Origin of the sequence: Alkaliphilus sp. B6464 (genome assembly GCF_018141165.1) — a bacterium.
Classification (GTDB): Bacteria; Bacillota; Clostridia; order Peptostreptococcales; family Natronincolaceae; genus Alkaliphilus_B.
Genome location: NZ_CP058557.1, coordinates 208,138 through 220,247, shown reverse-complemented (window position 1 = coordinate 220,247; position 12,110 = coordinate 208,138). Strand labels below are relative to the sequence as shown.

The window sequence follows — 12,110 nt, the reverse complement described above, 5'->3', positions numbered from 1 at the left end:
AATTCTAATAAAAATATCCTAGTAAGTAATTTACCTACTAGGATATTTTTATTAGAATCCAACACTCTTGTTTAATTTTTAATTCTATTTTTGATATACAAATTCTCCATCTATCATTGTCTTTTCAACTTTAATATCTTTGATTTTTAATTCGTCTATAGCAAATATATCCATATCCAATACAATTAAATCAGCTACATAGCCTGGTTTTAATCTTCCTTTAAAATCTTCTTTAAATTCATTAAAAGCACTACCAATTGTGTAGGCATCAATAGCGTCTTCAAGCTCCATCTTTTCATTTGGATAAAAGCCACCTACTGGCTTGCCATCTATTCCTAGTCTTGTTACTGCACAGTAAATATTTGGAAAAGGGTTACAGTCTTCTACTGGAGCATCTGTACCTAAGCTTATTGGAGCACCTAGTTTATATAGTGTATTAAACGCATAAGATGTACTTGATAACTCTTTTCCAACACGCTCTTCTACAATCTTAATATCGTAATCTAAGAAAATAGGCTGGTACATAACAGGAATATTCAATTTAGCAATTCTATTTAATTGTTCCATACTTGTTATTTGGCAATGAACAATCCCATGACGAAGAGGGTTCTTTCCATCCTTCATGGTTTTTTCATAGGCATTTATAACACTCTCTATAGCACCGTCACCAATTGCGTGGGTTATTACTCTAATTCCATTCTTTGTTGCTAAATCACATAGATCTTGTAGCTGTTCATGACTTAATGCTGCCACACCTTTAGTGCCAGGGGCATCTTCATAATCCTTTAGCATTAAAGCAGTCCTAGCACCTAAAGAGCCATCTTTAAATAACTTTAATGCACCTTTTGATAAAAATTTTTCATCGTATTGTCCTGTCTTATGTTCTGTTTCAAGATAAGTTTTAAAATCATTTATATCTTGAAAATTGAATTGATGGGAATATCTTAATTTCAATTTTTTATTGTCGTAAATATTATGAATAATATTGAACATACTCTTAAAATCACTATTCATAATATCACATGATTGAACAGAAGTTATGCCGACGCTTAAAGCATAATTTGCAGCTTTTAAAAATTCTTCCTCTATGTTATTATCGCTTTTTTCTGGAATAAGTGAGTGAATTAAACCCACCGCATTTTCATTAAATATACCATTTGGATTTCCATCATTTCCAAGCTCAATTACGCCACCATCTATAACAGTATTTTCATCTACACCTAGTATTTCTAAAGCCTTGGTATTTCCTACTGAAACATGTCCACATACTCTATCAAAGACAATTGGAATTTCTGTAGATATTTTATCTAAGTCAAACCGAGTTATTAGACGTTTCTCACCAGAAGTGAAATAATCCTGATTCCACCCACGACCATATAATACAGCTAGATCCTTGTTCTTTTCAATGAATATTTTACCCAGTTGAATAACTTCATCAATTGATTTAGCCGATGTTAAATTACATGAGTTCATAGCATCGCCTACCCATGAAATATGTAGGTGGCTGTCATTAAAACCTGGTAAAACAGTTTTCCACTGAAGGTCTATAATATTATCGGCATCACTTCTAAGTATATCTTCATTCGTACCAACCTTAGTAATAACTCCATCCTCAATTAAGATTGCTTCTTGAAAATTATTTTTTTCAACATAAATCTTACCATTTTTTAAAATTGTTTTCAAAAGATCATCTCCTTATATTTTTTATGCAGCCTTATTTTTTCTATTAAAATAAAAGTAAAATAATATACCAACAGCTGGTACAGCTAAACCAATAATTGAGGTTTGTGGATCTTCAATAAATGTATTAATCATTAATCCTACGAATATAAAAGTTGTTAATATTACTGTAATAGGATAACCAATTACTTTATAAGGTCTTTCTAGCTTAGGGTATTTTCTTCTGTAAATCATAACTGCATATACACCTAAAGTGTTAAACATCATTCCTGAGAATATAACTAAAGAAGTTAGTTGATTTAAGTTTCTTAATAGCACCAACATTATGGATATTATACATTGAACAATTAAAGGAGCATAAGGTACTTTATATTTAGGATGCAGTTTTTTAAAGCTTTTAAAGAAATGGCCCTCTTCACTCATTGCATAATACATTCTTGGAAAGGCCAGTATACAGCCATTCAAAGCTCCAAACATAGCTATTACCATACCTATTACAACTAGAATACTACCAGTCTTTCCCATCAGTTTCTCTGCTGCATAGGTTCCTAAATAATATTCATTATTTGCTAAAAGGTTTTCAATTTCATTAAAAGGTATAACCTTATATATAGAATAATTAAATAATGTGTATAGTATTGTTATTGAAACAATAGAAATCACAATAGCAAGAGGCAGATTTTTCTTAGGATTCTTTACTTCTTCAGCTACAGTATTTAAATTAGTCCATCCTTCATATGCCCATAAACTTGCAACTACAGCAAAAGCTATCATACTAATAATTGAGCCAAAGCTTACATCAACTGTTTTAGGAGTTAAACTTAGATCTGGAGATACTTTTCCAAATAAAAGGCCTAAAATCATTATGATTCCAATAGGGATTAATTTTGCAATCATAGAAAGGTTTTGTAGCTTAGATCCAGCTTTAACACCAAAATAGTTAACAATAGTTAATCCTATGATTAAGACTATAGCAAAGATTTTAATTGTCCATTCTCCCATTGGCATTATAATAGTTAAAGCACTTGGCAAGGCAATTGCTATTGCAGCAATAGACCCAGGACCAGCGATTAACCAATTATTAAACCCAGCTAAAAAGCCAACTATAGGTGAATAGGCATTACTTAAATATACAGTCAAGCCACCAGCACGAGGATCCGAAGCACCTAGTTCTGCATAACAAATTCCACCTAGTAAGGAAACTAAGCCTCCTAAAATCCAGCTCAATAAAGCTAAGCCAAGACTCATTCCAGTTCTCATTAATACATATGATCCTAGATAAAAAATTCCTGACCCTACCATGATACCCCCTAAAATGCTGACTCCACCAAATAAACTAATTTCTTTTTTAAAACCAGAATCCGTTGTTTTATTCACTTCACTTAAGTTATCAGTCATATATATCCTCCTATATAAAAAAATAAAAAATTCGTCTAATGCTATCCCATTGACTCATGGCGCACTCAATTTAAAAACCTAAGCTTTTAAATTTTAAGTGCTTAAAATATTACTAACATTCTATTTCTTTAAAAACCCTTAATAGTAAGAGCTTTTTACTTTTTTATACAAAAAAAACACCTAACAGGTTTGTCAGGTGCTTATATGCGTATAGCAAAGCTAAAGACATTCCTCTCTCCTTTCTGGCTCAGTGTGAGATAGCACAACATCAAAGTATTGAGCAAATACAATGATGACAGTCCTGTACCTATTTGATACAGACCCAGCACCAGATTTTGAGATCTGATGCTTCGGCGATGGCTCCTTTCGCTATATGTCATAGGTTTTCGACCTCGATATAGTTACTATTAGCAACCGCGCCTCTACCTCACCCGTAAGGATGAGGATTTTTATGAAATTGTCGATTTTTATCATAATAGCATGGTATTTATACTTTGTCAACCTAGCGAAATTTTTTTTAAACATAGTAGATAAGAGGAATTTTCGATTCAACAAACTGCTATAGAAGCAGATAGAGTAGCTGAAGGGCTATCCAATTTCTACTATAGGAAAAGGTTTCACTTTTTCCGTATTCCTGTCAAGATAAAAGCAGATCTTTTAAAACTGTTATATTTGAGAAAGATTATTTTGTTATAGTCTATATCATAAGGTTATATGGACTATAATTCTATTAAAATAAAATTTAAAATAAAACTAAAACTATTTATAAATTTATTACGAATATAATAATAGAGTAAAAAATACATCTATAATTTTTCTAAAACATATGGATAAGTGGTGAACTATGGATAGAGATAAGAGACTAATAAAAAAAATAAAAAAGAAATCAAGTAAAGCTGCAGCTAATGAGCTTGTTTCTATATATTACGAAGAAATATATTCATATGCATACAAACAGACAGTTGATAAAGAGTTATCTATGGATTTGACTCAGGAAATTTTTATAAGCATGTTAAAGGCAATATATAGTTATGATGAAAAGAAAGCTTCTTTTCGAACTTGGCTATATAGAATAGCAACTTATCGTATAGTAGATTATTATCGTTCAAAATATTACAAATATACTAGTATAGCAGTTTCTATTGACGATTTTAGCATATATGATGAGGAAAATATAGAAGTTACAGTAGAAAATAAGGAAGAGGTTAAAAAGATAATTGACATGGTAAATAGATTTGATGCTGCAAACCAACAAATATTTCGCTTAAAGCTTTTTGCAGATTATACTTTTTTAGAAATATCAAATACATTGCAAATATCTGAGTCCACAGTCAAAACAAAGTATTACTCAATGCTTAGAAAAATTAGAAAGGATCTTGAGGTGGTATAGCATGAGAATAGATATGCCTGATGAAAGAACAATAAAGGCCGAAATAGATACTATTGTAGCAAAAGGTTTATATCAAAAAGAATCTTTCTATTCTTATTTAAAAAATATGTACAAGCATATAGGAATTAGATATTTATTTCGTGACGGCCTAGAAATTATGTTTACTATTTTATTAGTATCTTCTATTTTATTTTTTACGATTACTAATAGCAATATATATAATATTGCTAAAACTGGGGGTATATATGCCTATTTGTTTACAGTTTCACCTATATTGTATTTAGTGATGTCAATTTCATCCTTTATTAGTGCAAGGCAGAATGGAACTTATGAAATAGAAATGACATGTAAGTATAATATGTATCAAATATCTGCTTTTAGAATGCTTGTATTCAGTACTATATGCATTTTAGTTAACTTTTTATTTGTATATGCAATTATATCTATATATACAAATCTAAGCTTTTTAAGAGCATTTGCAATTTCAATATCATCACTATTTTTATTCTCTACAGTTTTTCTATTTACAATTACAAAACTTCAATCAAAATTTACAAAATATTTTATTGTATTAGGTTGGATAATTGCCAATTTAGCCTTATGTATATTTGATATTAATTTGTATGCTCAACTATTAAGCAATATTTCTATATATACATGGTTAGCTGTAACTGTTATTTCTCTATTTATTTATATAAAAAATATTAAAGCACTTATTAGTTTTAGAAATATAGAAGGGGTGATTTAAATGTTAATGGTAAATAACGTAAGTAAAAGCTATGGGAAATTTTCAGTTCTTAAAGATATAAATCTTGAATTTACAAATGGTGTTTATGGATTATTAGCACCAAATGGAGCGGGTAAGACTACCTTAATTAAAATGTTGACTACCTTACTTTTTCCAAATGGAGGAGAAATACTTTATAATGGCGCAGATATTTTAAAAATGGGTGACAATTATAGAGATATATTAGGTTACTTGCCTCAAGACTTTGGCTATTATAAAAGCTATAGCCCTAGAAAATTTCTTCACTATTTATCTGCATTGAAAGGAATGGATAGAAAAAATTCTGATGAAAAGATAAATGAACTTTTAAAATTGGTTGGACTTGAAAATGTAGCAGATAAAAAAATGAGGAAATTTTCAGGTGGAATGATTCAAAGAGTTGGTATAGCTCAAGCTATGCTAAACGATCCTAAGATTCTTATATTAGACGAGCCTACTGCTGGATTAGATCCAAAGGAAAGAGTACGATTTAGAAATTTATTAACAGACTTATCTAGAGAACGAATAGTTATTCTTTCTACCCATATTGTTTCTGATATAGAGTCAATAGCCAATGAAATAATTATGATAAAAGATAGGGTAGTTCTATATAAAGATAATTTAAAAAATATATGCAAAATTCTCGATGGAATGGTCTACGAAACAGAAATTGAATTTGATCAAGTTTTAAACTTTAGACAACAGCATTTTTCACTATCTGAGAAGCAGGAAGATGGCAAAATGAAAATCAGATTTATATCTGAAAGCAAATTAGAGGATACTTGGATACATGTAAATCCAAGTATAGAAGATGTATTTCTTTATGTTTATAAAGATGAAGCTTTAGTAAAGGAGTAAGGGCTATGGGTATAAGAAAAAATGAATTTAAAAAGGCCGTAACTTCTCCAGCTATAATAGGACTTTTACTTATATTTCTTATATTTAATTCTGTTATTATATTTCAAAACTCATATTTTAAAGATGATTTACAGGTATTAAATAAGATTGTAAGTAAGTTTGGCTATAAAATAGATGATGAAATGGTGGATAATTTCAAAGAGCATTATGATGGTGAACTAAAAAAACTAAATGAAATAACATATGAAAAGACATCAAAAAACTATAGTAGCGTGGCAGAGATTTTTGGGGAAAGCCTCTATATTGAAGATATTTACAATAAAGAAGAAGTAGAGTTTATAAAAGAGTTAGGAATAGTAGAAGCATATTATTATACAATTGCAGAAATTGACGAAGTTTATTCAAATATTGATCCTATGAAAATAGCTGAAGGTCAAATAGAAAAATATGGGCTTAGTGGAAATGCTGCAGATACTGTAAGAAATCAATATAAGGATTTTAGTAAAAGATTTGAAGAATTAGTTGAAAATAAAGAGCATAAAAACCTATTTTTCATGGGAAAAGCTTATAAAATGCACTCTTTATTGTTTAGAACCTTAGTTAAGACTTTTATTTTCGAAATACTTATATTAGTGGTGCTTATTACAGCTTATTTGGTAAACTATGAATTTGATAATAATACAGAAGCTCTAGCCTATACAACTAAAAGAGGGAGAAATTTAATTATAGATAAGCTTTTCGTATCTATGGCTACAAATATTTTAGTAGCTACAATTATTTTAGTTACTGGTTTAGGTTTGTATTTTATAACTTTTAACTATTTAGGACTTTGGAATGTTCCTATAAGTAGTTATTTTAATATGGAGAAAAATTTGCCTTATATGTCTTGGTGGAATATGTCCTTTATTCAATATTTATTTTCTGGTATAGGGCTTATCTATGCATGCATACTGCTTTTTACTGGAATTACCTTTATAATAGCAAGAGCTATAAAAAATAGTTACATTGTATTTTTTATATTTGCAATAGTATTTGGTTTGGCTATACTTATTCCAGGTATGGTTCCAACTAATAGTAATGCTATTTTTATAGGTGGATTTACTCCTTTTTATTTAATTATAAATCCCTTTATTTGGTTTATGGAAGGTGGAGCATTTTTTACTTTTAAATACTATGAATTACTTACAGTAGGTATATGGTCAGTATCTTTATTGGTTCTTAGTGTTTTATCAATTAAAATATTTAAAAAACAAGATATATATTGAGGTGAATTATATGACTATTATTTTAAATGAAGTAAAGAAAATATTTAATATAAAATCTGTACTTTTACTTATGGCTATAACTGGAGTAATGTATTTTCTTTTTATTGAGTTTCATATAACCAATTTTCCAAATGGTAGGCCAGCTTTAGATATCTATAATATGTTTGTAGAAATGAAAGATAAATATGGCGAATTTATGGATGAAGAAGAATTTGAAGATTTTAAGGTTAGGTATAATGAAGCTAAAGAAGAAGCAGATAAATATATTCAATCTAGAGAAGACTTAAAAAAAGCAGGGATAACAAATTATGATGAGTTTGTTAATATGGACATAAGTAATAAGGAGCTTGATGAATTATACGACGATGTAATATTTAAAAAAAGGATAGATGTGTTTTGGGAACTGCCTTGGAGGGAAGAGTATATAAGAGTTTATGAAAATAGAGACGAGATTGTTATGAGCAGCGCATCCAATGAAAATCAAGAAGTAAGAATTAAAGAAATATTGGAGAAAGATATTGGGACTTCTGTTTTTAATGATGTAGTTTTTTCAAATTACAATGTTTTAATAAAATATGTATCTATTACTATACTAATAGGTATAATGTTTATGATAACTCCAATATATTTAAAGGATAATAAAAATAAAATAAATTATCTTCAGTATACCTCTAAAATAGGAAGAAATATATTTAAAAAGAAGATAGCTGCAGGGATTTTATCAGCTTTCATAATAATAAGTTTACAGCTTATAGGCTTCTTTGTATTATATTCATCAAATAATGTATCCATGTTTTTTAATTCTAATATAAATTCAGTATTTAACAGCATTATTTCTTGGTATGACTTTACATTTATTCAGTATATTATTCTTACAGTAGTTGCAATATATGTGCTGGGTTTTGTTGTTACTTTAATATCTATGCTGGTTTCCAGCATAGGACAAAACTATATAACCGTAACAGGTATTCAATTACCAATAGCACTATTTACCTTTAAGGTACTGTTAAGGTATCTTATAAATTATATGACAAGTATTTCATATCCGAAGTATTTTTTACCTGTATCTTATTTAGTTTTAATTTTTATTGCGATAGTGTCAATGACAATAAGATGGAAAAGGGAAAGATTGTTGGATATTGTTGATTAAAATAAACATAGAATAATTTTTAAGAAGCCATTTTGCTATTTTTTAAGCAAAATGGCTTCTTAATCTTTTTATAATAGAAATTTTTAAAATAAAGTTTTTTAAGGTTTAGTTAAGGTTTAGTTTATTGTGGGGTAAGTTTGGAACTATATAATAAATTTGTAGCAAAAGATAAGGAGGTATGATATTGATGATTTCTTGGGAGCTAAAAAAGATATTTAATGTTAAAACAGTATCTATAGTATTAGCATTATTAATTTTTCTTTTAGGTATTACGATTTTTTTAAAGCCTACATTAGAGACAGAAAATATATATAGGAATGATAGGTATGAATTAATAAAGGACACTAGATCTAAAGAAGAAATTGCAGGGGAGAAATTTAATGAAAAAATTCATCAGTTAGAAGAAGTTGTAAATATTTCTGAGGGTAACCCCTTTACCAATAAACTTAAAAATACTGCCGAAGAGTATTTAAGTTCTATGAAATATAAGGAATATAAGGATGTTGATTTTTATAAGGTTTTTAACCATAGAGTAGACCATCCTTTTATGTCAATCATTATAGTAATTATTTTAGTTTTGATCTTTTCAAATATATATACAGACGAAATCATTACAGGGGTAGATAATATTATTCTTTCATCTAAAAATAAGTTTAAGACTTTATATGCAAAGTTAGCATTAGCAATAATTATACCTATTGTTATTTATGGGTTATATTTAGGGATAGTATTTCTAATAACCTTAGTTCAGTATGGAATGCCTATAAATGGAGAACTTGAAGCCTTTAGAATTGTTGATATTGGTGCCTTTTTTCATAAGGCTTATACAATCATCGAATATTTAACACTTAAGATTGCAACCATTACAGTAATATTTATCAGTATATCAGTGTTCTCAAGTTTTTTCTCATTTATTTCAACGAATTCTTTAACATCTATAAGTGCCACTTTGATTTTTATGGGAATTGGTAAAGTTTTGACACTTATTAAGTTTTTACCTAGCTCATTATTAATAATATTAAGCAAAGTAAATTATATAAATTTAATATTTTATCCGGATGAGTTTATAGGAATATATGCTGGACAAGTCGATATTTTTGGAAAGAATTTAGATGTTTTAAGCTTGTCTAATGGAGTCTTGATATCCATGATATTTGTAGGAGCAGCACTTTGTGTTTTTACATTTAAAAAGTTATTAACTAGATAAATTGAGGAGGTACATTTTATGAATAAGCTTGAAATAAAAAATTTAACTAAAACTTATGGTAGAAAAAAAGCAAATGATAATATAACAATTACTCTTGAAAATGGTGTATATGGACTTTTAGGACCTAATGGAGCAGGAAAAACCACCATAATGAAGCAGATAACAACTTTAACAGAGCCATCGGAAGGAGAAATTATTTATAATGGAGAGAATATAAAAAGATTAGATGATAAGTATAGAGATTTAGTAGGATATCTTCCACAAGAGTTTGGAGTGTATAAAAACTTTTCGGCAAAACAATTTTTACAGTATGTAGGAGCTTTAAAAGGATTAACTGGTAAAAATGCTACAGAAAAAATAGAAGAGCTTTTAAAACTTGTAGGACTATATGAAGTTAGAAATAAAGCAGTAGGTAAGTTTTCTGGAGGAATGAAAAGAAGAGTTGGAATAGCACAAGCTTTATTAAATGATCCTAAAATTTTAGTGTTAGATGAGCCTACAGCAGGACTTGATCCTCAAGAAAGAGCAAGATTTAGAAATCTTATTTCACAAATTTCTAAAGATAAAATTATTATACTTTCTACACATATTATTTCAGATATAGAGTCTATAGCGAAGGAAACTATTATGATAAAAGATGGAGCCATTCTTATGGAGGGAAATCATAGGGATATCCTTTCTGCTATGGAAGGTAAGGTGTATAGTATAAAATCTACTAGTGAGAATGAAGTTAATGAGATACAAAATAATTATAAAGTAGTAAATATTCAACGTGGAATTGATGATGTAGAACTTAGAATTATTAGTGACAAGATGCCTCCATATAAAGAAATAGAGGCTGTTGAGCCGAAGTTTGAGGATGTTTATATGTTCTATTTTGACTTAGAAAATACTAGGGAGGTGTAATTTGTGGGTACACTTATAATGTTAGAACTAAAAAAACTGTTTTTTAAAAAAAGAATATTAATTGTGTGGGCCGGTTCATTGCTTTTAAGCTTTGTTTCAATAAGAGCTTTTTCAATAGAGGAGACTTATGCAGATATATTTAGTAAAGGATACGGACTTGCTCCTTTAATGGGAATTGTAATGTTTATGATATTTTCAGCAGCTTATACATTAGAATATAGCTCGAATATGTCTGGATTAATCAAAACAACGAAAAATGGTAAAAGAGAAATCATTTTAGCGAAATCAATAGCTGCTGGGATTTCAGCTTCTATAATAAATATTTCAGTTTTTTTAACTGTAGCTTTGTCTGCCTTAACCAAATTTAAATTTGATGGACTAAATATTCCATTAAAAAGTTTGTGGTACTTTGGCAATAGTGGTTCGAATATTACTGTTATTCAAATGATTTTAATAACTCTATTGACTATTATACTTGGATCGTTTTTCTTTGCACAGATAGGATTATTTTTATCATCAATCAGTAAGTCAGCAGCGGTACCTTTTATATTTGGTGGGCTTATTATGGGGTTACCATATATATTAGAAGGATTTTTAAGTGGCATTGGATTATCAAAATATCTAGCTTTTACACCACTTTGGGGAATGATGAGCTTTCAGCTGATAAGATATAAATCTTCAACTATAACACCAATTATTCTTATAATAATATTTATAGTAGGACTAATATTATTGCATAAATTTACTTTAAAAGCTTTTATAAAAGAAAGATAAAAATCATTGTTCGGAAGTAGTAATGGTGCAAATAAAATTTGGGTTTTTATTAAAGCGGAAGGTAAATAATTTTTCACAATAGATTGTCTAAAAAAGGAGTAGTTTTGATCTAAAAGGGGTATTAAGAATTACAGGAGGTGCAGTATGCAAAAATATAATTTTACTTTACAAGAAACTGATGGAATGAATATTTCATTAGAAGATTTTAAGGGACAAAACGTGGTAATTTACTTCTATCCTAAGGATAATACATCAGGTTGTACTACAGAAGCAACAGAATTTAGGGATTTATATGATGAATTTAACAAATTAAATACGATTATACTTGCAATTAGTAGAGATAGTTTAAAGTCCCATGCAAAGTTTAGAGAAAAGCAGAATCTTCCTTTTTTACTCCTTAGTGATAAAGATGAAGAAGTTCACAAACTATTTGATGTGATGAAACTAAAAAAAATGTATGGCAAAGAATATATGGGAGTAGAAAGATCGACTTTTATAATTGACAAAGATGGAGAATTGATAAAAGAATTTAGAAATGTGAAATCTAAAGGGCACGCAGAAGAAGTATTGAAATTTATAAAACAAGAGATGGGTAAATAATGGTGGTAATATATTAGCTATGCTTAAATGTTATAAAATAAAACCTATGTACAACCATAGGTTTTATTTTTTTAGAAGAGCTTGGGACACTATTTCATTAGGAGTAAAAATTTTAA

Annotated in this window: 11 protein-coding genes and 1 riboswitch; of the genes, 9 read left to right on the top strand and 2 right to left on the bottom strand. The window is 28.7% G+C overall.

The window, feature by feature from the left end; genetic code table 11:
- Window positions 1-84: 84 nt before the first annotated feature.
- Window positions 85-1,683, bottom strand: coding sequence for an amidohydrolase (locus tag HYG84_RS01025; RefSeq protein WP_212379914.1), 1,599 nt, complete (start codon window positions 1,681-1,683; stop codon window positions 85-87).
- A 21-nt stretch (window positions 1,684-1,704) separates the two neighbouring features.
- Window positions 1,705-3,078, bottom strand: coding sequence for an APC family permease (locus tag HYG84_RS01020; protein WP_212379912.1), 1,374 nt, complete (start codon window positions 3,076-3,078; stop codon window positions 1,705-1,707).
- 250 nt (window positions 3,079-3,328) lie between these two features.
- Window positions 3,329-3,511, bottom strand: a riboswitch (Lysine riboswitch).
- Window positions 3,512-3,922: 411 nt separating this feature from the next.
- Here HYG84_RS01020 and HYG84_RS01015 point away from each other — a divergent pair.
- From HYG84_RS01015 to bcp, 9 genes are all read left to right on the top strand, one after another.
- Window positions 3,923-4,468 (top strand): RNA polymerase sigma factor, encoded by a 546-nt coding sequence (locus HYG84_RS01015; RefSeq protein ID WP_212379910.1) that lies wholly within the window; start codon window positions 3,923-3,925, stop codon window positions 4,466-4,468.
- 1 nt (window position 4,469) lies between these two features.
- Window positions 4,470-5,216: a hypothetical protein gene (locus tag HYG84_RS01010; protein WP_212379908.1), complete on the top strand. Its 747-nt coding sequence runs from the start codon at window positions 4,470-4,472 to the stop codon at window positions 5,214-5,216.
- Window positions 5,217-6,092, top strand: a complete 876-nt coding sequence (locus HYG84_RS01005; protein ID WP_212379906.1) for an ABC transporter ATP-binding protein — start codon at window positions 5,217-5,219, stop codon at window positions 6,090-6,092.
- Between the two features lie 5 nt (window positions 6,093-6,097).
- Entirely contained in the window at window positions 6,098-7,357 is a 1,260-nt protein-coding gene (locus HYG84_RS01000) for an ABC transporter permease subunit (protein ID WP_212379904.1), read from the top strand.
- Window positions 7,358-7,367: 10 nt separating this feature from the next.
- On the top strand, window positions 7,368-8,507 hold the full coding sequence (locus tag HYG84_RS00995; RefSeq protein ID WP_212379902.1) for a hypothetical protein: 1,140 nt from the start codon (window positions 7,368-7,370) through the stop codon (window positions 8,505-8,507).
- Between the two features lie 184 nt (window positions 8,508-8,691).
- A complete protein-coding gene (locus tag HYG84_RS00990) occupies window positions 8,692-9,714 on the top strand; it encodes a hypothetical protein (protein ID WP_212379900.1) in 1,023 nt (340 codons plus the stop codon).
- Between the two features lie 18 nt (window positions 9,715-9,732).
- Complete coding sequence (locus HYG84_RS00985) at window positions 9,733-10,620, top strand: ABC transporter ATP-binding protein (RefSeq protein WP_212379898.1); 888 nt, start codon at window positions 9,733-9,735, stop codon at window positions 10,618-10,620.
- Between the two features lie 3 nt (window positions 10,621-10,623).
- The gene (locus tag HYG84_RS00980; protein WP_212379896.1) at window positions 10,624-11,394 is read left to right on the top strand and encodes a hypothetical protein; all 771 of its coding nucleotides are present in this window, start codon (window positions 10,624-10,626) and stop codon (window positions 11,392-11,394) included.
- Between the two features lie 144 nt (window positions 11,395-11,538).
- On the top strand, window positions 11,539-11,994 hold the full coding sequence (gene bcp / locus HYG84_RS00975) for a thioredoxin-dependent thiol peroxidase (RefSeq protein ID WP_212379894.1): 456 nt from the start codon (window positions 11,539-11,541) through the stop codon (window positions 11,992-11,994).
- Window positions 11,995-12,110: the final 116 nt, after the last annotated feature.

What these genes read in the sequence shown, in the direction of transcription:
- HYG84_RS01020 (WP_212379912.1), bottom strand. Translation starts at nt 3,078, where the DNA reads ATGACTGATAACTTAAGTGAAGTGAATAAAACAACGGATTCTGGTTTT.
- HYG84_RS01015 (WP_212379910.1), top strand. Translation starts at nt 3,923, where the DNA reads ATGGATAGAGATAAGAGACTAATAAAAAAAATAAAAAAGAAATCAAGT.
- HYG84_RS01010 (WP_212379908.1), top strand. Translation starts at nt 4,470, where the DNA reads ATGAGAATAGATATGCCTGATGAAAGAACAATAAAGGCCGAAATAGAT.
- HYG84_RS01005 (WP_212379906.1), top strand. Translation starts at nt 5,217, where the DNA reads ATGTTAATGGTAAATAACGTAAGTAAAAGCTATGGGAAATTTTCAGTT.
- HYG84_RS01000 (WP_212379904.1), top strand. Translation starts at nt 6,098, where the DNA reads ATGGGTATAAGAAAAAATGAATTTAAAAAGGCCGTAACTTCTCCAGCT.
- HYG84_RS00995 (WP_212379902.1), top strand. Translation starts at nt 7,368, where the DNA reads ATGACTATTATTTTAAATGAAGTAAAGAAAATATTTAATATAAAATCT.
- HYG84_RS00985 (WP_212379898.1), top strand. Translation starts at nt 9,733, where the DNA reads ATGAATAAGCTTGAAATAAAAAATTTAACTAAAACTTATGGTAGAAAA.
- bcp (WP_212379894.1), top strand. Translation starts at nt 11,539, where the DNA reads ATGCAAAAATATAATTTTACTTTACAAGAAACTGATGGAATGAATATT.